This window comes from Halovulum sp. GXIMD14794 (genome assembly GCF_054457455.1).
Window position 1 is genome coordinate 500,523 of the sequence record NZ_JBTLNF010000004.1, and the last position, 18,741, is coordinate 519,263.

General features: G+C 68.5%; 19 protein-coding genes. 10 read left to right on the forward strand and 9 right to left on the reverse strand.

Annotated features, from left to right (window positions below; translation table 11 throughout):
- Window positions 1-195: 195 nt before the first annotated feature.
- Window positions 196-888: a hypothetical protein gene (locus ACW9UR_RS09065; protein WP_458916642.1), complete on the reverse strand. Its 693-nt coding sequence runs from the start codon at window positions 886-888 to the stop codon at window positions 196-198.
- Window positions 889-1,077: 189 nt separating this feature from the next.
- Here ACW9UR_RS09065 and ACW9UR_RS09070 point away from each other — a divergent pair, with 189 nt between their 5' ends.
- From ACW9UR_RS09070 to ACW9UR_RS09095, 6 genes are all read left to right on the forward strand, one after another.
- A complete protein-coding gene (locus tag ACW9UR_RS09070; RefSeq protein WP_458916643.1) occupies window positions 1,078-2,028 on the forward strand; it encodes an aldo/keto reductase in 951 nt (316 codons plus the stop codon).
- A gap of 127 nt (window positions 2,029-2,155) precedes the next feature.
- Window positions 2,156-3,238 (forward strand): Zn-dependent alcohol dehydrogenase, encoded by a 1,083-nt coding sequence (locus ACW9UR_RS09075; RefSeq protein WP_458916644.1) that lies wholly within the window; start codon window positions 2,156-2,158, stop codon window positions 3,236-3,238.
- Window positions 3,238-4,455, forward strand: a complete 1,218-nt coding sequence (locus tag ACW9UR_RS09080) for a mandelate racemase/muconate lactonizing enzyme family protein (RefSeq protein WP_458916645.1) — start codon at window positions 3,238-3,240, stop codon at window positions 4,453-4,455. The genes ACW9UR_RS09075 and ACW9UR_RS09080 overlap by 1 nt, the downstream gene beginning before the upstream one ends.
- Window positions 4,456-4,528: 73 nt before the next feature.
- A complete protein-coding gene (locus tag ACW9UR_RS09085) occupies window positions 4,529-4,645 on the forward strand; it encodes an entericidin A/B family lipoprotein (RefSeq protein WP_458916646.1) in 117 nt (38 codons plus the stop codon).
- Window positions 4,646-4,809: 164 nt separating this feature from the next.
- The gene (locus tag ACW9UR_RS09090) at window positions 4,810-6,306 is read left to right on the forward strand and encodes an ankyrin repeat domain-containing protein (protein WP_458916647.1); all 1,497 of its coding nucleotides are present in this window, start codon (window positions 4,810-4,812) and stop codon (window positions 6,304-6,306) included.
- 105 nt (window positions 6,307-6,411) lie between these two features.
- A complete protein-coding gene (locus ACW9UR_RS09095; RefSeq protein ID WP_458916648.1) occupies window positions 6,412-7,623 on the forward strand; it encodes an MFS transporter in 1,212 nt (403 codons plus the stop codon).
- Here the strand turns inward: ACW9UR_RS09095 and ACW9UR_RS09100 are convergent.
- Together ACW9UR_RS09100 and ACW9UR_RS09105 are read right to left on the reverse strand one after the other, a co-directional pair.
- Window positions 7,617-8,753 (reverse strand): DSD1 family PLP-dependent enzyme, encoded by a 1,137-nt coding sequence (locus tag ACW9UR_RS09100; RefSeq protein WP_458916649.1) that lies wholly within the window; start codon window positions 8,751-8,753, stop codon window positions 7,617-7,619. The genes ACW9UR_RS09095 and ACW9UR_RS09100 overlap by 7 nt on opposite strands.
- 58 nt (window positions 8,754-8,811) lie before the next feature.
- Window positions 8,812-9,306: an RrF2 family transcriptional regulator gene (locus ACW9UR_RS09105; RefSeq protein WP_458916650.1), complete on the reverse strand. Its 495-nt coding sequence runs from the start codon at window positions 9,304-9,306 to the stop codon at window positions 8,812-8,814.
- A 78-nt stretch (window positions 9,307-9,384) separates the two neighbouring features.
- On the opposite strand from ACW9UR_RS09105, the gene ACW9UR_RS09110 reads away from it, so the two are divergent.
- A complete protein-coding gene (locus tag ACW9UR_RS09110; protein ID WP_458916651.1) occupies window positions 9,385-9,837 on the forward strand; it encodes a carboxymuconolactone decarboxylase family protein in 453 nt (150 codons plus the stop codon).
- A gap of 16 nt (window positions 9,838-9,853) precedes the next feature.
- Here the strand turns inward: ACW9UR_RS09110 and ACW9UR_RS09115 are convergent, their stop codons facing one another.
- Window positions 9,854-10,123: a hypothetical protein gene (locus ACW9UR_RS09115; protein WP_458916652.1), complete on the reverse strand. Its 270-nt coding sequence runs from the start codon at window positions 10,121-10,123 to the stop codon at window positions 9,854-9,856.
- Window positions 10,124-10,268: 145 nt separating this feature from the next.
- On the opposite strand from ACW9UR_RS09115, the gene ACW9UR_RS09120 reads away from it, so the two are divergent.
- The 3 genes from ACW9UR_RS09120 (at window position 10,269) to ACW9UR_RS09130 (ending at window position 11,748) form a co-directional block, all read left to right on the forward strand.
- Window positions 10,269-10,970: an orotate phosphoribosyltransferase gene (locus tag ACW9UR_RS09120; protein WP_458916653.1), complete on the forward strand. Its 702-nt coding sequence runs from the start codon at window positions 10,269-10,271 to the stop codon at window positions 10,968-10,970.
- The gene (locus tag ACW9UR_RS09125; protein WP_458916654.1) at window positions 10,970-11,356 is read left to right on the forward strand and encodes a VOC family protein; all 387 of its coding nucleotides are present in this window, start codon (window positions 10,970-10,972) and stop codon (window positions 11,354-11,356) included. The genes ACW9UR_RS09120 and ACW9UR_RS09125 overlap by 1 nt, the downstream gene beginning before the upstream one ends.
- Before the next feature lie 62 nt (window positions 11,357-11,418).
- Window positions 11,419-11,748, forward strand: a complete 330-nt coding sequence (locus ACW9UR_RS09130; RefSeq protein WP_458916655.1) for an SH3 domain-containing protein — start codon at window positions 11,419-11,421, stop codon at window positions 11,746-11,748.
- Between the two features lie 7 nt (window positions 11,749-11,755).
- Here ACW9UR_RS09130 and ACW9UR_RS09135 read toward each other — a convergent pair whose 3' ends face one another.
- The 5 genes from ACW9UR_RS09135 to ACW9UR_RS09155 all read right to left on the reverse strand — a co-directional run bounded on the left by ACW9UR_RS09135 (window position 11,756) and on the right by ACW9UR_RS09155 (window position 18,741).
- Complete coding sequence (locus tag ACW9UR_RS09135; RefSeq protein ID WP_458916656.1) at window positions 11,756-12,646, reverse strand: NAD(P)-dependent oxidoreductase; 891 nt, start codon at window positions 12,644-12,646, stop codon at window positions 11,756-11,758.
- A gap of 23 nt (window positions 12,647-12,669) precedes the next feature.
- Entirely contained in the window at window positions 12,670-14,154 is a 1,485-nt protein-coding gene (glpK, locus tag ACW9UR_RS09140; RefSeq protein ID WP_458916657.1) for a glycerol kinase GlpK, read from the reverse strand.
- A 525-nt stretch (window positions 14,155-14,679) separates the two neighbouring features.
- Window positions 14,680-14,982 carry a DUF6280 family protein gene (locus ACW9UR_RS09145; protein WP_458916658.1) on the reverse strand — a complete coding sequence of 101 codons (303 nt, stop codon included), beginning with the start codon at window positions 14,980-14,982 and terminating at the stop codon, window positions 14,680-14,682.
- Window positions 14,983-15,284: 302 nt separating this feature from the next.
- Window positions 15,285-17,831 carry a GcvT family protein gene (locus tag ACW9UR_RS09150; RefSeq protein ID WP_458916659.1) on the reverse strand — a complete coding sequence of 849 codons (2,547 nt, stop codon included), beginning with the start codon at window positions 17,829-17,831 and terminating at the stop codon, window positions 15,285-15,287.
- Between the two features lie 91 nt (window positions 17,832-17,922).
- Window positions 17,923-18,741 (reverse strand): alpha/beta hydrolase, encoded by an 819-nt coding sequence (locus ACW9UR_RS09155; protein ID WP_458916660.1) that lies wholly within the window; start codon window positions 18,739-18,741, stop codon window positions 17,923-17,925.

Sequence of the window (18,741 nt, forward strand, 5' to 3'; positions counted from 1 at the left end):
TACGAAAGTCCTTTTGAAAACACCTGCGGCCATGATGCTCATTCCATGGCGAAGTCAATCGGCCCCTGTGCGTTTCGCTACACCTCGGATCACATCGCCAGCGGCGGCCCCGGATCACGGGGGCGCAAACGAAAATGCCTGCCGCTTTCACGGCAGGCACTCTTTCTGTCTCGATAGGCCGGTTACCCGGTTCGTTCAGCCCTTGGCGAGCGTCTTCGCCTGGCCCACCCAGTCGTCGCGGCGGATACGGCCCGGCAGGCCGCCCAACGCCTCGTCCATCTGGTCGATCTTGGCGTCGTCCCAAGCGGCGATGTCGGCAAATCTGGTGACGCCCTGATCCTTCAGGTTCGCGGCCATTTTCGGCCCGACACCTTTCAGCAGGGTCAGGTCATCGGCAACCTTCGGCGTGGACTTGGGGGCCGCCTTCGGAGCTTCCGCCTTCGGAGCCTCAGCTTTGGGGGCTTCAGCTTTGGGGGCGGCGGCCTTGACCGGCTCGGGCTTGGCAGCCACCGGCTTGACCGGCTCTGGCTTCGCCGGAGCAGGCGCCGCCTTGACCGGAGCCGCCTTCACGGGCTCGGGCTTGGCAGCCTCGGCCTTGGGCGCGGCTTTGGTTGCAGCCTTAGGGGCCGCCTTTGCGACCGGTTTGGCAGTGGGTTTGGCGGCGGCTTTCGGCGCAACCACCTCGGCGTCCACCGCGTCCTTGCGGATCGGGCTGCGCTTCGGGGCGGCGGCACGGCGCGGCGTGGGGCGGCTGGTGTCCTGCTCGGCGAAGCGCCACTGGACGCCGAAGAACGGCGCCATCGGGCTCAGCGAAGTCCAGTACTCGACCGGCCCCTCGCCGGGGCGCGGCCACCAGCGGGTCAGGTCGACGTTGGCAGCGAAAAACATGTCCTCTCCGGAGTTCTGTTGTATCGTCGGGGTTCGTGATGTCTTTCCAGTATAATGGAGATTGCCACGCTGCGCTGCAAGGCAATTTATGCCGCAGTGCACAATAAACGGCGACGACCCGCCGATTGCACCTTCCGGCCGCTTCGGCCAAGCTCCGCCCAAACCAGACCAACCCCGGAGGATCGCCCCATGTCCCAGGCCCATTCGCAGGACCTGTCGCCCAAGCTCGGCAAACCCGTTTCCCGCTTCGCCTTCGGGGTGATGCAGTTCGGCGGCAAGGCCGACGCGGCGGCATCCGCCACGCTCTATCACCGTTGCCGCGAGGCCGGGATCAACATGTTCGACAGCGCCTACGCCTACACCGAAGGCCGCTCCGAGACGATCCTGGGCGAACTGGCCGAGGCCGAACGCGACGACGTGGTGCTGATTTCGAAATGTCTCACCGCCACCGGCCAGCGCGGCTCCGAGATCGAGGCCCAGGCCGCCGAGAGCCTCAAGCGTCTGCGCACCGATCATGTCGACGTGCTTTACCTGCACCGCTGGCCGGGCGACGATCTGCTGGACGAGATCCTGACCTCGATGGCAACGCTCTACCGGCAGGGGGTCTACAAGGTGATGGGCGTCTCGAACTTCGCCGCGTGGCAGGTGATGAAGGCGCAAGCCCGCGCCGAGGCGCTGGGCGCGCCCCGCGTCGAGATCCTTCAGCCGATGTACAACCTCGTCAAACGCCAGGCCGAGGTCGAGATCCTGCCGATGGCCATGTCCGAAGGCATCACCATCCACAGTTACTCGCCCCTGGGCGGCGGGCTGCTGACCGGCAAATACGCTGCCGGCGGTGCGGGTCGCCTGACCGAGGACACCATGTACCGCGACCGCTACGCGCCGGCCTGGATGCACGCCGCCGCGACCGGGCTGTCGGCCATCGCGACCGGCCTTGGCGTGGATCCGGCGACGCTGGCCGTCGCCTGGACCGCAAAGCACAAGGGCATCAGCGCACCGATCATCTCGGCCTCGCGCCCGGAACAGCTTGAGCCGTCGCTCGCCGCGCTCGACTTCGACATGACGGATGCGCTGTACAACGAGATCGCCGCGCTGGTCCCGGCTCCGCCGCCCCCCACCGACCGTCTGGAAGAAGCCTGACGCAAGGTCGCCTGTCCAAACCGGTCGCGGGCGGGACAACTCCTGTCGCAATCGCCCGCGAATCGGTCCAACCATGGGCGCAGTCTCGACCTGAAGTCGTCTGGGGCTGAACAAGGGAGGCCCGCCCATGAAAGCCGCCGTCTGCCGCGCGTTCAACGCGCCGCTGAGCATCGAGGACCTCGACCTGGCCGGCCCCGGACTGGGCCAGGTCAAGGTCCAGATCGCCGCCTGCGCCATCTGCCATTCCGACATCTCCTACGCCGAGGGCCTCTGGGGAAGCACGCTTCCGGCCGTACTCGGCCACGAGGCCGCGGGCATCGTCACTGAAACCGGCCCCGGCGTGCGCGGCATCAGCACGGGCGACCGCGTACTGGTCACCCTGATCCGCGCCTGCGGCGGCTGCCCCGCCTGCCGCACCGGCGCGCCGACCAACTGCACCCACGCCTGGGATACCGACACGCCGCTGCGCGACGCCGACGGCCCGGTCACGCAAGGCATGTCCACCGGCGCCTTCGCCGAGGCGGTCACCGTCGATCAAAGCCAGATCGTGCGCCTGCCGGACGGGCTCGACATGGCCTCGGCCTCGCTGCTGTCCTGCGGCGTGCTGACCGGCGTGGGCGCTGTCACCAACACCGCGAAACTGCGGCCCGGAGAGACCTGCGCCGTGATCGGCGCGGGCGGCGTCGGGCTCAACACGATCCAGGGCGCGGCAATCGCGGGCGCGTCCAGGATCTTCGCCGTGGACATCGCTGACGAGCGGCTCGACAACGCCCGCCGCTTCGGCGCGACCCACGGGCTGCGCGGCGACGATCCGGACCACCCGGCGCAGTTGCGGGCGCTGACGAATGGACTGGGCGTCGACTATGCCTTCGTGACGACCGGCGCGGTGCAGGTCTACGCCACCGCCAGCGCGCTGCTGGCCCCCGGCGGCGCGGTCGTGCTGGTCGGGATGCCCGCGACCGACCTGGAAGTGCCCTTCGCGCCCACGCTCCTCGCTTCGATGAACCAGCGCTTGCTGGGCAGCCGCATGGGCCAGTCGGTGCCCTCGCGCGACGTGCCCTGGCTGATCGACCACTACACCGCCGGGCGGCTGCAACTCGACACGCTCATCACAGCGCGCTACCCGCTGAGCGCCATCAACGAGGCCATCGAACACACGCTCTCGGGGCACGCCCTGCGCAACGTCATCACCTTCGACGGCGTCGCCTGATGCGGCTGACCGACCTCGACGTCATCGTCACAGGCAACCCGCCGCCCGGCTTCGGGGGCCGCTATTTCACCTTCGTCAAGGTAACGACCGACACCGGCATCACCGGCTGGGGCGAATGCTATGCCGCCACCGTCGGCCCCGAGGCGATGACCGCCGTGATCCGCGACGTCTTTGCCCGCCACATGGAGGGCGAGAACCCCGAGAACGTCGAAACCATGTTCCGCCGGGTCTATTCCGCAGGGTTCAGCCAGCGTCCCGACCCGACGGTGATGGGCGCCTTTTCCGGGCTGGAAATCGCCTGCTGGGACATTCTCGGCAAGGACCGCGACCGCCCGATCCACGCGCTGATCGGCGGCAAGGTGCAGGACCGGCTGCGGGCCTACACCTACCTCTACCCCTCCGAGGCCGAGGACCCGGCGACGTTCTACAACGACCCGGACCGCGCGGCGCAGGCGGCGATCGAATGGCTGGCAAAGGGCTTCACTGCGCTGAAGTTCGACCCTGCCGGACCCTACACGATCATGGGCGGGCACCAGCCCACGCCCGAGGACCTGGAGCGCTCTGCCGCCTTCTGCACGAAGATCCGGGCGGCCGTGGGCGACCGCGCGGACCTGCTGTTCGGCACGCACGGTCAATTCACCCCCTCGGGCGCGATCCGCATGGCGCAGGCCATCGCACCCTCGCGGCCCCTGTGGTTCGAGGAACCGGTCCCGCCCGATGACGTGGCGGGCATGGCGCAGGTCGCCGCCGCCTCGCCGGTCCCGGTGGCGAGCGGCGAGCGGCTGACCACCCGCTTCGACTACGCGCCGCTGCTGGCCGCCCGCGCCGTGGGTGTCGTGCAGCCCGCGCTTGGCCGCGTCGGCGGCATCTGGGAGGGCCGCAAGCTCGCCGTGCTGGCGGAGGCCGCCGGGGCGCAGGTCGCGCCGCATCTCTATGCCGGGCCGATCGCCTGGGCCGCCGGGCTGCAACTGGGCGCGAGCCTGCCGAACTTTCTGCTGGCCGAGACCATCGGCACCGGCGCGGGCTTCCACGCCGAACTGCTGACCCGTCCCGTCGACTTCGCGGACGGTTACCTGCACTTGCCGGACGCGCCGGGCCTCGGTGTCGAGTTGAACGAAAAGGTCGCCCGCGCTCACCCGTGGACCGGTGACCGGCTTCACCTCGAGATGCAGCAGGACCCGCACCGCCCCGGCTCGAGACTCTTCGCCGGCGGATGATCGCCGCCCCAGATGGACAGCCCCCGCGCCCGGCGATAGATTGCGCGCCCATCGAAGCAGTGAGGACTCCCCCATGATGCGCGTCATCACCCTTGTGCTGATCCTGACCACCCTCGCCGCCTGCGAGACCGTGAAGGGCGTCGGCCGCGACGTGACCAACGCGGGCCAGGCGATGGACAACGTGTTCTGAGACTTGATCCGGCGCGCCGCGCCCGGTTAGGCTTGCGCTGCCCAGCGGGGGGCATCCCGGTCCGCGGACAGCGCCAACGCGCACCCGTCGCCTGACTTTACAGCCATCCGGTTTTTCACCGGCCCGCGCCTGGCGGACACTCGGGCCCCGAAGGGGAAGAACCGATGTCGACCACCCGCATCTCGCGCCTGCGCGCCGACGCCAAGCACCTCCGCCGCGCCTTTGACAAGGGCGAGGCCGACGCCCGCGCCCGCGTCGCCGCCGTCCTTGGCCGGACCGACAGCCTCAAACATGCCGACGCACTGCACGTCATCGCCCGCGAGCAGGGCGCCGAAAGCTGGCCCCGCCTGAAATTTTCGCTCGAGGCTGCAGGCATGGACCGTGCCGCCCGCGCCCAGCGTCTGCGCATCGCGCTCTACCACGGCCAGCACTGGGTCGTGCGCCACCTGCTGGCGCAGGACCCGGACCTTCCCGACGAGGCGCTCGACCTGCAGATCGCGACCTATGACCTGCCCGCCGTGCAGGCGGCGCTGACCGACCCCGAGGCCGCAACGCGCCCCCTCGGCCGTCGCACCCCGATCCTGCACCTGGCGTTCTCGCAATACATCCACATGGCGCCCGAAAAACACGAGGACATGCTCGCCATCGCCCACCTGCTGCTGGACAGCGGCGCTGACCCGAACGACGGCTTCCCTTGGCAGCCCGGCGAAGAGCACAAGCTCTCCGCCCTTTACGGCGCGCTCGGCCACGCCAACAACCTGCCCTTGGCCGAGCTACTGCTGGACAGCGGCGCGACGCCCAACGATAACGAGTCGCTCTATCACGCGACGGAACTGCCCACCCGCGACGGCCTGCGCCTGCTGCTCAAGCACGGCGCGGACCCCACCGGTACCAACGCCCTGCCCCGCGCACTGGACTTCGGCGATCTCGAAACCATCACCCTGCTGCTGGAACACGGCGCCGACCCGAACGAGGGCGTCGCAGACCATCCCTCGGGCGAGGCGCCGATTGCCCTGCCCGCGCTGCATCAGGCCGCCCGCCGCTGGTGCTCGGGCGAAGTCGTGCAAGCCCTTCTCGACCACGGCGCCGATCCCGCCGCCCGCTGGCAGGGCCTGACGCCCTATGCCACCGCTCGCGTCTATGGCAACGCCGAGGCCGCCGAGGTGCTGGCCCGCGCCGGCCACGCGCCTACGCTGACCGAAGCCGAGGAAACCCTCGCCGCCTGCGCCGAGGGCCGCACGCCGTCCCGCCGCCTCGACCCGGCAGGCCTGCCGCTCGAACTCGCCCGCCTCGCCACCCGCATCGCGGCGCGGCCCGAGCGGCTCGACCACCTGCGCTGCCTGCTGCTGGCGGGCCTCGATCCCGAACAGGGCGACGAGATGGACCTCACCCCGCTTCACATCGCCGGGTGGGAGGGGCTGCCCGAGCAGGTCGCCTACCTGCTGACCCTCTCGCCCGATCTTACACGCCGCAACGCCTATGGCGGCGACGCGCTGGGCACGGTTATACACGGCGCCGAGTTCTGCCCGGCCCGCGCCACCCGCGACCATGTCGCCTGCGCGAAACTGCTGCTGGACGCGGGCGCAACGCTCGACCCCGAACAGGCCCGGGCCACCGGATCCGAGGACATGGCAGCCTTTCTCGAGTCCCGACTGCCCTGAAATCGCCTGTTCCCAATTCGGAAACTCCGCGTTTCCATAAACCTCCCGGTTTGCCTTCGCGGGGGCTTGGGTCCATGTAGCCTCCATACCTACGGAGAGCTTTTCATGTCCGCCAGCATTGCCGACGCGGGTCCGGTCCCCGCGAAAGACCCCGGCCCGGCCGGGGTCGCCGTCCTGTTGTTCTGTTCGATGATGACCATCATGGCGGGTGCGACGATCTCGCCCTCGCTGCCGCAGATGGTCGAGGCCTTCCAGGGCACACCCAATGCCGAGATCCTGGTTCGCCTGGTCATCACTATCACCTCGCTCGCGATCGCCTTGACCGCGACGCCGGTTGGCGCACTCGCCGACCGCTTCGGGCGGCTGCCGCTGCTGACCGGGGGCATCGCGCTCTACGTCGCCGCGGGCACGGCGGGGCTCTGGATCGACCACCTTTCTGCGCTGCTGGCCTCGCGCGTGCTGCTGGGCATGGCGGTCGCGGCGATCATGACCTCGGCCACGGCGCTGATCGGCGACTATTTCGATGGCGAGAAGCGCGGCCGCGTCCTCGGCTGGCAAGGCTCGGCGATGGGGTTCGGCGGCGTCGTGTTCATCACCCTCGGCGGGCTGCTGGCGCAGACCGGCTGGCGCGGCCCGTTCTGGGTCTACGCGATCCCGCTGCTGCTGATCGTCGCCGTTCCGCTGATCCTGCACGAGCCGGACCGCACCCGACCCGGCACGAACGGCGCCACTGCCGAGCGCGAGCCGCAGGGGCCCCGTTTCATGCTCTACGCCGCCGCCTTCCTGGTGATGGCGGGCTTCTACGCGATCCCCGTGCAGATGCCCTTCCTGCTGGCCGAGCAAGGCCACCCCGAGCCAAAGCTCGCAGGCATGGCGCTGGGCACCGTCACCTTGGTCTCGGCGGTGGCGAGCCTCAACTTCGGCGCCGTCACCCGCCGCCTCCGCCCCGGTTTCGTGGTACCGCTGGCAACCTTGCTCACCGGCGCCGGCGTGCTGGTCGCGGGCCTCTCGACTGCGCTGCCGGTGACCTTCGTGGCACTGGCCGTCATCGGCCTGGGCCTTGGCCTGACGATGCCCGGCCTGCCGAGCTTCCTGATGCGGATCACGCCCCACGCGCGGATGGGCCGGGTCATGGGAGGCTTCACCACGGCGATCTTCCTCGGTCAGTTCGCCTCGCCGCTGCTGCTGCAACCGGTGATCGCCGCCGGGGGCATCTCGGCGGGGGTCGCCTCGGCCGCGGCGCTCTTTGTCGCCGCCGCCGTGGTGATGCGATTGATCGCGCTGCGTTACCGCCGCGAGCAGGCCGCCGCTCAGTAAAGCTTGCCGCGGGCGGTGACGGGCCACAGCGCCTCGACCCGTCCGCCGCGCATGGCGACCATCCAGTCATGAAGGTTCACCGTCGGGTCGCAGTGCCCCGGCATCAGCCGCACCCGCTGGTTCAGCCGCAGCGCGCCTTCGGGCGCGTCCAGCAGCCCGTGCTCGTCGCTGGCCCCGGCATAGACCACCCCCGGCGCCCCTGAGACCACCGGCAACCCACTGTCCACGGCCAGCGCCTTCAGCCCGGCATCGCAAACGCCGCCCTTGGCGCGCGCCGTCGAGATCACCGAGGCAAGGACGAACATCGCCTGCCGGTAGCGCCCGACACCTTGCGCCTCGGGGTCCAGCACCCGGCTATAGTCGGCGTCCATGAACGCGTAGCTGCCGCACTGCAGTTCGGTGTAGACCCCCGAGCGGCCCTCATAAGGGTAAGTCCCGGTGCCGCCACCGCCGACCACACCACAGGTCAGGCCAGCGGCCTCCAGCGCCGCAACCGTCTCGCGCGCCAGGTCGGCCACACCCGCCACTGTCGCCGCGCGCTCCCCGGCATCGCGGATATGCTGCGCGCTGCCGTGGTAGGCCTGAAGCCCGGCAAAGCGCAGCCCCGGCGCCGCTGCGACGGCCTGCGCCAGTTCGACCGCCGCCGCGCCTGGCGCCACCCCGCAGCGCCCCGAGCCACAGTCGATCTCGACCAGAACGTCCAGCGTGACGCCCTCGGCCTCCGCGGCGCGGGACAGCGCGGCCACATTGCCCGCATCGTCCACGCAGACCGAGACGCGTACCTGCCCCCCCAGTTTGACCAACCGCCCGATGCGCAGCGGATCGGTCACCTGGTTCGTCACCATCAGATCGCGGATCCCCGCGCGGGCGAAAGCCTCGGCCTCAGACAGTTTCTGGCAGCAGATCCCCGAGGCCCCCAGCGCGATCTGCCGCTGCGCGACCTCGGCGCATTTGTGCATCTTGCCGTGCGGGCGCAGCGCCACGCCCATCGCCGCGCAATCGTCGCGCATCTGCGCGAGATTGGCCTCGAACGCATCCAGATCGACGATCAGCGCCGGGGTCTGCACCTCGTCCTCGGCCATGCCCACCGCTGCCGGCACGTCATAGCCGATCTCCTGTCCGTCCTGCATCACCACCTCCGCTGCTGTTGCGGCGATCTTGCACAGCACACGCCTGGGCGAAAGAGGCTCAGCGCTGCTCGGCCTCGATGAAAGCCGCCGCCTGCCGCATGGTGTCGGCGTCGATCTGGCCTTCGCCATCCGCGACCATGTCAGCCAGCGTCTGCGCCCGCAGCGCGTCGCGCCAGACCCGCTCGGCCCGCAGCATCCGCGATTTCACGAAACAGTCGCGACGATAGGCGCAGGGGTCCGCTGCCTTTACCGGCCCCTTCTGGCGGATCTCCCGGCAGACGAAGGCAGGCCCCGCCCCGTCGATCGCCTCGACGATATCCAGCATCGACACCTGCTCGGGCGGTCGCGCCAGCCGATAGCCGCCACGTGGCCCCGGCACTGCCTCGACCACGCCTGCGGCGGCCAGCAGGCGCATGTGCTTCAGCAGATAGCTCTCGGACAGCCCGTGATAGGCCGCCAGCGCCTTGCCGGGCATGACCCGCCCCTCGGGCACCCAGGCCAGCAGGAGCGCGCAGTGCAGCGCCGCCTCGACCCCGTCGCTCAGCCTGCGCATTCAGCCTCCTTGTTGACGGTCCGCGATAATCATGGACAATTTATATCCACGAATCAGACCGCATTCAAGGAACCCGACATGCAACGCTTCAACCTCCCCCAACTGGCACCAGAGCTTTACCGCGCCGTCTTTGCGCTCGAGACAGCCGTGCGGGACTCCGGCCTGGATGCGCAGCTTCTGCACCTGGTAAAACTGCGGGCCTCGCAGCTGAACGGCTGCGCCTTCTGCATCGACATGCACGTATCGGAAAGCCTCTCCGACGGGATCCCGGCGCAGAAACTGCACCTGCTCTCCGCCTGGCGCGAATCGTCCTGGTTCGACATCCGCGAGCGCGCCGCCCTCGCCTGGACCGAGGCCGTGACCCTGTTGGCCGACACCGGGGTACCCGACGCCGCCTACGATGAGGCGCGCACCGCCTTCTCTGACGAGGAACTCTCCAGGCTCACCGTCGCCATTGCCACGATCAACGTCTGGAACCGCATTGCCGTCAGCACCCGGATGCAGCACCCGGAACCGGCAGCCGCCGCCTGACCGCGGACCGGGGCGCCTAGAGCGCCCCGCCTGCCCCAAGCGCCTGCACCTGCGTCACCCGGCCGCCGTTCATCACGCACTGCCAGGGCGTCCGCCCCGCGCCGACGCCCACGGTCACATAACCCGCCGCCGAGGACATCAGCGCCACCTCCGAGGTTCCCGCCTGCCGCGCCACTTCGCTCAGACAGGCGTCCTCGCCCTTGCTGGTCTTGGCCTCGGGCACGCCGCCCCCGCCGCAACCCGCCAGTACCGCCAGCGCAAGAACCCCGATCCCGCCTCGTCTCATCTGCCGATCCTCCCTCTTGCCTGGCCCCAGTATGCCCCGATCGGCCCCCGGCGGATCAAGCCCCAAGGCGCCCCTCGGCACAAAGCCCCCTTGCGTCCGCCGCCGGAAGGCGCAAAACAACCCCGACCCGAGCAGGAGGCCGCGCATGTTCCCGAACACCTTCCCCGCCCGCGACGAGATCGCCCGCCTGACAGCCCGCATGCTGTGGGAGGTCGAGGCCGTGCATTTTCGCCCCGAAGAGCCCTACATCTTCACCTCCGGCCTCGCGAGCCCGGTCTACATCGACTGCCGCAAGCTGATCTCGTTCCCGCGGATCCGCTCGGCGCTGATGGACTTCGCCGTCGCCGGCCTCAGCCGCGACGCGGGTTTCGAGCAGTTCGACGCCGTCGCCGGCGGCGAAACGGCAGGCATCCCCTTCGCCGCGTGGATCTCGGACCGCATGGGCCTGCCGATGCAATACGTCCGCAAGAAGCCCAAGGGCTTCGGCCGCAACGCGCAGATCGAGGGCGTGATCAAGGAAGGCCAGCGCGTCCTTCTGGTCGAGGACCTGGCGACCGACGGCGGCTCCAAGCTGCGCTTCGCCGAGGCGGTGCGCGCGACCGGGGCGACCTGCGCGCACACGTCCGTCATCTTCTACTACGACATCTTCAAGGGCGGTATCGAGACACTGGCCGAGAACGGGCTGAAACTGCACTACCTCGCCACCTGGTGGGACGTGCTGGCCGCCGCGCGCGAGGACAAGCTCTTCGACGAGCCGACCATCAAGGCGGTCGAGGAATTCCTGCACAACCCGCTGGAATGGTCGGGCGAGCACGGCGGCGTCACCGAAGTCGTGGCCAAGGGCTGATGCACCTCTCCGCCGTCGCGCTGGTGGTGCCGGACTACGACGCCGCCATCGCCTTCTACACCGGCCCGATGGGCTTCGCCCTGACCGAGGACATCGACCAGGGTGAAGGCAAGCGATGGGTCACGGTGCAGCCTCCGGGCGGGCAGACGCGGCTGCTGCTGGCGCAGGCCGCGACGCCGGACCAGCAGGCCGCCATCGGCAACCAGACCGGCGGCCGCGTGGGCTTTTTCCTGTCGGTCGAGGACTTCGACGCCGAACACGCCCGCATGAGCGCCGCCGGCATCCGCTTCCTCGAAACACCCCGCGACGAGCCCTACGGCAAGGTCGCCGTGTTCGAAGACGCGTTCGGCAACCGCTGGGACCTGATCCAGTACCGGCAGGCTTGACTCGACTCCCCGGAACAACGCCCAATCGGGCCACGTATAGTCATCAGTTCCGGATTGGCCTCATGCTCAGAATTACAGCCCTGACGCTGGCGGTGCTCACCGCCGCGCCCGCCATCTCGCAACAGCTCGATGTTCCGATCACGATACCGCCCGGCGACGGCCAGGCCGGCGATTGCGCTACGTCAACGGTTTCGGGCCTTGATCCGAACGGCGACGGCTTTCTGTCCGTTCGCTCTGGTCCCGGCACCGAATTTCGCAAAATGGACGAACTGCACAACGGCGACGTGGTTGCTACCTGCCAGAAATCCGGCCCTTGGCATGGCGTTCTCTACGATGGCCGTAACCGCCGGGGATGGGTTCACGGCAACTGGCTGACCGATCTCGCCGGCTGAGGCGGGTCTACCCCTTCTCGGGCAACTCGACCCCCGCCCGCTCGGCCAGAAGGCGGGCGATCGAGGCATCGGCCTCGCGACCCATCCCGGCGGCCGAGGCCTCCTGGAACAGCGACAGCGCGTGGCGCACCAGCGGTAGCTCGGTCTCTCCGGCGATGTTCTCGACCAGGCCTAGGTCCTTCAGCACGATCTCGACCGACGAGCGCGGGGCGTAGTCCCCCGCCGCAACCTGTGCGCCGCGGGTATCGAACATGCGCGACTGGCCGGTGCTGTCGCTGACCACCTCGCGCACCGCGTTCAGGTCCAGCCCCTCGCGCGCGGCAAGCACCATCGCCTCGGCCATGGCGGCGATGTGCACGCCCGCCAGCAGCTGGTTGATCATCTTGACCCGCGCGGCCACGCCCGGCGTCTGGCCCAGCCGGTAGATCTTCGAGGCGATGGCCTCCAGCGCCGGCAGGGCCACCTCGAAAGCGGCATCCGCCCCCGAGGCGATCAGGGTCAGCTGTCCCGCCTCGGACCGCTCCCGTGCACCTGAAACGGGCGCGTCGATCACCTTCATCCCGGCCGCGATCAGATCGTCGGCCAATTGCTCGGCCTCCTCGGGGCTCATCGTCGCGTTCAGCACGAAGACCGTGCCCAGGTCGGCGGCGGCCACAGCGCCGTCGCGGCTGCCGAACAGGACACTGCGCACCTGCTGCGCGTTGCGCAGGAAGACCAGCACGACGTCCGCGCCCTTCACCGCGCCCTCGGCGGTGTCGGAACGGCCGCCACCCTCGGCTGCGAGCGCGTCCAGGGCTTCCTCGACCATGTCGCATCCGGTCACCTCGATCCCCGCGCGCATCAGCGAGCGCGCGGCCCCCATGCCCATCGCGCCCAGTCCGATAACAGCAGCTTTCATTGCAATGTCCCCGCTTCCGATCCCTATCGGGTCAGCGTCCGCTGAACCGCATCCTTCCACCCGGCATAACGCCGGGCGCGCTCCGCATCGTCCATCTGCGGCTCGAAGCGCCGCTCCAGCGCCCAGCCCCGCGCGAACTCTTCCTGATCCGGATAGAGCCCCGCCTTCATTCCCGCCAGCCAGGCCGCGCCCAGCGCAGTCGTCTCCAGCACCTCGGGGCGGTCCACCGGCGCGCCCAGCATGTCGGCCAGGAACTGCATCGTCCAGTCCGACGCGGACATGCCGCCGTCGACGCGCAGCACCGCTTCGCCGCCCTCGCCCCAGTCGGCGGCCATCGCCTCCCACAGATCGCGCGTCTGGAAGGCGACCGACTCCAGCGCGGCGCGCGCGAACTCCGCCGGGCCGGAACTGCGGGTCAGACCGTAGATCGCCCCCCGGCATTCGGCATCCCAATAGGGCGCGCCAAGGCCGGTGAACGCGGGCACGAGGTACAGCTCCTGCCCCTTGTCCGCCCGCTCGGCCAGCGGCTGCGTCTCGGATGCCTCACGGATGATCTTGAGCCCGTCGCGAAGCCATTGCACCACAGCCCCGGCAATGAAGATCGAGCCTTCCAGCGCATAAGTCGGCTTGCCGTCCAATTGGTACGCCACCGTGGTCAGCAGCCGGTTCTTGCTGGCCACCGGTTCGTCCCCGGTGTTCAGCAGCGCGAAGCAGCCCGTGCCATAGGTCGATTTCATCATGCCCGGCTGGAACACCGCCTGCCCCACGGTCGCGGCCTGCTGATCGCCCGCCACGCCCAGGATCGGCACTTCCCGCCCAAACAAGTCGGGTCGGGTCATGCCGAACTCGGCGGCGCTGTCCTTGATCTCGGGCAGCAGCGACATCGGGATGTTCAGCAGCTTGCAGACTTCCTCGTCCCAGCCGCCCTGCCGGATGTTGTAGAGCATCGTCCGGCAGGCATTGGTCGCGTCCGTGACATGCGCCTTGCCGCCGGTAAGCCGCCAGATCAGGTAGGTGTCGACCGTCCCGAAGGCCAGCTTGCCCGCCTCGGCCCGCTCGCGGACGCCGTCCACGTTATCGAGGATCCAAGCCAGTTTCGTCGACGAGAAATACGGGTCCAGCAGCAGCCCCGTGCGTTCGGTGATCATCGCCTCGTGGCCCTGCTCGCGCAGCCCTGCGCAGAACGAGGCCGTGCGGCGATCCTGCCAGACGATCGCGTTGTAGACCGGCTTGCCGCTCTCGCGGTCCCAGACCACGGTCGTCTCGCGCTGGTTGGTGATGCCGATGGCGGCGACGCTGTCGGGGCCGAGGCCCGCCCGCTCAATCGCGGCACGGCAGGTGCCGGCGGTCGTGGACCACAGGTCCTGCGGGTCATGCTCGACCCAGCCGGAGTGCGGGAAATGCTGCGGGAACTCCTCCTGCGCCGAGGCGACGATCTTCAGCTTGTCGTCGAACAGGATGGCGCGGCTCGACGTCGTGCCCTGATCAATCGCCAGCACATGGGTCATGGGGTTCCCTCCGGGTGCGTTCATGGTCGTCTTTTCGGCGCGAGAGTGCATCGCACCGCAGGTGCCCGCAACCCCCGCCTGACCCGCCCGAAAACGGGTCCCGTGTGCCATTAACGATGTTTTAAGGAAGTTTTCAGAAGGAATTTCATAAGGTTAAGGGGGTTTTCACGATGAAATCCCGGGATTTCATCCCATCGTGCCGATGTTCGACACGGGCGTTGGTCGGTTTACCCGTCCTAAACCTTGCGATTCTAAAGCTGAAGACCGGACCGCCCCGGCGGCCGCCGCGTTCGCCGCAGTCGGGTGCTCTCTCCCCCAACGGGCTCCCCCGCGCCGCGGCGCCGCACCGGGTGACGGGGCGGTCCTCCGGTTTCAGGATGAAAGGGCATTGCAGGATGAAAGCACCCCCAGAAACGGAAAACCCCGCGCGGCGGATCTCACCGCCGGCGGGGTCTTTCAAATCCGGATCGGAATGGTGCGCCGGCGCTCTGGCCGGGGCACCCCGGCGTCCGGCGGGGTACTACGTCAGGCCGCGGCCCGGCGTTCGCTTTCTTCGCGGCTCAGCGCGACGGAGGTCCGCACGCCTTTCGAAACGAAATCCATCAGACCTTTCACGGTCCGCTCATTCGCCTCGATCCCGGCACAGGTCAGCACTTCGCGGCCGTCGCGCGAGCGCGCCCAGCGAGCGATGACTTCCTGGCCGTTGCCGTATTTCTTGTCGTCCGCGATGGCATCATCCAGTGCCGCCAGAACCACGGCGGCGAACAGCTTCTGAGCTCGCTTTCCCTGGTCGTTGGCATACGCGGTCTGATCAACGTAATCGAACATACGCTTCCTCGATCTCCCGTCTGTCGTGGTTGTGGCGCAATATGACCTTTTTTTGACGTGTGGCCATTGCAATCTGCTCAAGCCACCCATGCATTCAGCGCATAACACTCCAAACTGGTCGGGGATCCGTTAAAACGGGCAATTTCATGCCGTTAAGGGGTCACCCGGCCGCTTAACACTACAAACATGCAGCGCCGAACAAGTTTAGATATGGCGCGGCCGGGCCATGAAACAAGGGGTCCGGGGGGGCGAATCGCTCAAAATCGACACATTTCCGGCGAACGATCTGCAACCGGTTTCCGTCAGGACCGCATGCGCGCGCCACTGGGATCGAAGGGCGGCTCGACAGCAATCCGCGCGGGGCGGCGCTCGCCAAGGATCTCGACCTGAAAGAGGCCGTCCTCAGCCATTCCGGCCAACGCCGCCGGGACATAGCCCTGCGCCATCGAGGCTCCTACACCATGCGCATAGCCGCCCGAGGTCACCCAACCGACCACGCGCCAGTCGCCGTCGCGCTGCATCTCGGGCCGGGGCAGCGGGCCGTTCCCCGAATATCGCGCAACGCCGGTATCATGCGGGGCCGCGGTCGTTCCGTAGTCGGTTTCGCCGACCCGCGCCCAGACCGGCTCGTCGGCCATAACGTCGGCTGTCCCCGCGTCGATCACGAAGGACACCCGGCGCAGGCGCGGGCCTTCGGCATGTTCGCGCGCAGCCGCTTCACGGCCGATGAAGTCGTTCTTGTCGAGCTTCACGAACCGCTCCATCGCACCCTCGAAGGGACCGTAGATCGGGCGCAGCTCATGCCCCCAGGTTGGAAAATTCTTTTCCAGCCGCATCGAGAGCAGGGCGCGCATCCCGAAATCGCGCAGGCCATGCGCCGCTCCGGCCTCTTCCAGCGCGAGGTAGACCCGCCGTTCATAGGTCGGCTCCATCCAGATCTCGTAGCCCAGATCGCCGGTATAGCTGATCCGGTTGACCGCGCAGGGGCAGCCCGCCACGTCGATCTGCCGATGATCCATGAATCGGAACGCTTCGGGTCCGATGTCCACGTCGACCAGTTTCGCCAGCACGTCGCGCGACTTCGGTCCGGCAATCATCAACCCGACAAGGGTCTGCCCAAGCCTGCGCACGGAGACCGAGCCGTCGTCCGGCAAATGCCGCTCGAACCAGCGCATATGGTAGATCTGCGCGGCGGAGGAGCCGAACACCAGGAAATTGTCCTCGTCCCGGCAGGCCACGGTGAAATCGCCGATCATCTTGCCGCGTTCGTTCAGCATCGGGGAAAGCGCGATGCGTCCCGGCTTCGGCATACGGTTGGTCAGCAGGCGGTCGAGCCAGCCGCGCGCGCCCTTCCCCGTCACCTCGTACTTCGCGAAGTTGGCTATCTCGGTTACGCCGACGCCCTCGCGCACGGCGCGGACCTCGGCGCCGACGTGCTCGAAATCGTTCGAGCGGTGGAAGCTGGGCACATCCTTCGCCGCCTCGGCCGAGGGCGCATACCAGAGCGGCACCTCCAGTCCCCAGCTGTCGCCCATGACCGCGTGGTTGTCCCGCACCTGAATGTCGTAGAGCGGCGTCGTCTGCTGAGGCCGCGCGGCGGGCAGTTCCTCGTTCGGGAAGCGGATCGAGAAGCGGCGGGAATAGTTCTCGCGCACCTTGGCGTTGGTATACTTCAGGGTCGCCCACTCGCCGAACCGGGCCACGTCCATGCCCCAGACGTCGAAGCCCGGATCGCCTTCGGTCATCCAGTTGGCCAGCACCAGCCCTACGCCTCCGCCCTGTGAGAAGCCTGCCATGACCGCGCAGGCGGACCAGAAGTTCGTCAGCCCCTGCACCGGCCCGACCAGCGGGTTGCCGTCGGGGGCAAAGGTGAAGGGGCCGTTGATGATTTGCTTGATTCCGGCCCGCTCCAACGCCGGGAAGTGGCGGAAACCGACCTCCAGGTTCGGCGCGATGCGGTCGAGGTCCGGCTCCAGCAACTCGTGGCCGAAGTCCCAGGGGGTGTTCTGCGGCGACCACGGGCGGCAGGCCTGCTCGTAGGTGCCGACCAGCAGGCCGTTGCGTTCCTGCCTTGTGTAGATCTCGCCCTTGAAGTCGATGATATGGCAGACCTCGCGCCCGGTTTCCTTGTTGTAGGCGACGATCTCGGGGATTTCCTCGGTCAGCAGGTACATGTGCTCCATGGCGAGCAATGGCAGTTCGAGGCCGACCATCCGCCCCACCTCGCGCGCCCAAAGGCCGCCCGCGTTCACCACATGCTCAGCGCGGACGGTGCCCTGCTCGGTGATCACGTTCCAGGTGCCGTCGGGGTCCTGAGTCAATTCCTTCACCGGGTTGCGCAGGACGATCTGCGCGCCAAGGTTCCGTGCCGCCTTGGCGTAGGCGTGGGTGGTACCGGACGGATCCAGATGGCCTTCGACCGGATCCCACAGCCCGCCGACGAAATGGCTGTCGTCGAGGATGGGGAACATGGCCTTGGCCTCCGAGGCTGAAACGAGTTCGGTCTGCATTCCCAAGGCCCGACCCTTTGCATGGGTGTAGCGCAGGAAGTCCATCCGCTCCGGGCTGTCGGCCATCATGAAGCCGCCGGTCAGGTGCAGGCCGCAGGACAGGCCCGAGGCTTCCTCGAGCTCCTTGTAGAGACCCACGGTGTAGGACTGCAGCTTGGCGACGTTCGGATCACCGTTCAGCGTGTGGAAGCCGCCCGCCGCGTGCCAGCTGCTGCCGGAGGTCAGTTCGGACCGCTCGATCAGCATGACGTCGGTCCAGCCAGCGCGCGCCAAATGGTAGAGCACCGAACAGCCGACGACCCCGCCGCCGATCACCACAACCCGAGCCGTATCCTGCATTCCCACGCCCTCCAATATTGACACGCTCAGGGGGCCACGCGGCGCGCGCGCCATCTACCAGTTCAGGACGCTTGAAGGTCCGTTTGCGACGTCAGGAAAGCAGGCAGCGTGTCAGAGGACTGTCGGGGGCGGTCAGCCCCTCGATCACGCTGAAATGGTGCGTGCCCGCATCGACCACCTCGGCCATGTCCGCGCCGAGCCCGGTCCACACATTGGCAAGCAGCGCCGCCTGCCGCAGGAACTCGGGTCGTTCGTCGCCGCCGACCCAGGCGGTGACGCTGGCATTCTCGCGGGGGGTCAGCAGAGCGGGGCTTTCGGCGGCGGCAGAGGCCGCGTCCAGGCGCAGCGTATCGTTCATCTTCGTGCGCAGCAGCGGGCGCAGATCGTGCAGGCCGCTGATCGAGAGGACATGCTCCAGCCGGTCCTGCGCCTCGGGGGGCAGCGTCGTGTCGGTGCAGGCGAGGCGGCTGACGAGGTGTCCGCCCGCCGAATGACCGGTGGCGCGGATCGGGCCGGGAACCAACCGCGCAGCTTCCGCCACGGCGTCGGCGATCTCGGTGGTCATCGTGGCGATCGACGCCTCGGGCGCGAGCGTGTAGCTGGGCAGCGCGACCGCCCAGCCCGCAGCGACCGCACCCTGCGCATAGGCCGACCATGTCGACTTGTCGAAGGCCATCCAGTAGCCGCCGTGGACGAACACGACCAGCCCGCGTACGGGACCATCGGGGGCGAACAGGTCCAGCCGGTGGCGTGGCGACGGACCGTAGGGATGATCCAGCCGCGCGCGACCGGCGTTCGAGAGTTCCTTCCGGAACGCCGCGGCCTCGCCCGGCCAGCGGTCGATGTAGTCGGCGGCATCGGGGATGTGGTCGCGGTTGGCATAGGCGTCGTCCCAGTCGGTGATCCGCAT

What these genes read in the sequence shown, in the direction of transcription:
- ACW9UR_RS09090 (WP_458916647.1), top strand. Translation starts at nt 4,810, where the DNA reads ATGTCGACCACCCGCATCTCGCGCCTGCGCGCCGACGCCAAGCACCTC.
- ACW9UR_RS09125 (WP_458916654.1), top strand. Translation starts at nt 10,970, where the DNA reads ATGCACCTCTCCGCCGTCGCGCTGGTGGTGCCGGACTACGACGCCGCC.
- ACW9UR_RS09150 (WP_458916659.1), bottom strand. Translation starts at nt 17,831, where the DNA reads ATGCAGGATACGGCTCGGGTTGTGGTGATCGGCGGCGGGGTCGTCGGC.
- ACW9UR_RS09095 (WP_458916648.1), top strand. Translation starts at nt 6,412, where the DNA reads ATGTCCGCCAGCATTGCCGACGCGGGTCCGGTCCCCGCGAAAGACCCC.
- glpK (WP_458916657.1), bottom strand. Translation starts at nt 14,154, where the DNA reads ATGACCCATGTGCTGGCGATTGATCAGGGCACGACGTCGAGCCGCGCC.
- ACW9UR_RS09155 (WP_458916660.1), bottom strand. Translation starts at nt 18,741, where the DNA reads ATGCGGATCACCGACTGGGACGACGCCTATGCCAACCGCGACCACATC.
- ACW9UR_RS09085 (WP_458916646.1), top strand. Translation starts at nt 4,529, where the DNA reads ATGATGCGCGTCATCACCCTTGTGCTGATCCTGACCACCCTCGCCGCC.
- ACW9UR_RS09115 (WP_458916652.1), bottom strand. Translation starts at nt 10,123, where the DNA reads ATGAGACGAGGCGGGATCGGGGTTCTTGCGCTGGCGGTACTGGCGGGT.
- ACW9UR_RS09065 (WP_458916642.1), bottom strand. Translation starts at nt 888, where the DNA reads ATGTTTTTCGCTGCCAACGTCGACCTGACCCGCTGGTGGCCGCGCCCC.
- ACW9UR_RS09070 (WP_458916643.1), top strand. Translation starts at nt 1,078, where the DNA reads ATGTCCCAGGCCCATTCGCAGGACCTGTCGCCCAAGCTCGGCAAACCC.
- ACW9UR_RS09110 (WP_458916651.1), top strand. Translation starts at nt 9,385, where the DNA reads ATGCAACGCTTCAACCTCCCCCAACTGGCACCAGAGCTTTACCGCGCC.
- ACW9UR_RS09100 (WP_458916649.1), bottom strand. Translation starts at nt 8,753, where the DNA reads ATGCAGGACGGACAGGAGATCGGCTATGACGTGCCGGCAGCGGTGGGC.
- ACW9UR_RS09135 (WP_458916656.1), bottom strand. Translation starts at nt 12,646, where the DNA reads ATGAAAGCTGCTGTTATCGGACTGGGCGCGATGGGCATGGGGGCCGCG.
- ACW9UR_RS09145 (WP_458916658.1), bottom strand. Translation starts at nt 14,982, where the DNA reads ATGTTCGATTACGTTGATCAGACCGCGTATGCCAACGACCAGGGAAAG.
- ACW9UR_RS09120 (WP_458916653.1), top strand. Translation starts at nt 10,269, where the DNA reads ATGTTCCCGAACACCTTCCCCGCCCGCGACGAGATCGCCCGCCTGACA.
- ACW9UR_RS09130 (WP_458916655.1), top strand. Translation starts at nt 11,419, where the DNA reads ATGCTCAGAATTACAGCCCTGACGCTGGCGGTGCTCACCGCCGCGCCC.
- ACW9UR_RS09080 (WP_458916645.1), top strand. Translation starts at nt 3,238, where the DNA reads ATGCGGCTGACCGACCTCGACGTCATCGTCACAGGCAACCCGCCGCCC.
- ACW9UR_RS09105 (WP_458916650.1), bottom strand. Translation starts at nt 9,306, where the DNA reads ATGCGCAGGCTGAGCGACGGGGTCGAGGCGGCGCTGCACTGCGCGCTC.
- ACW9UR_RS09075 (WP_458916644.1), top strand. Translation starts at nt 2,156, where the DNA reads ATGAAAGCCGCCGTCTGCCGCGCGTTCAACGCGCCGCTGAGCATCGAG.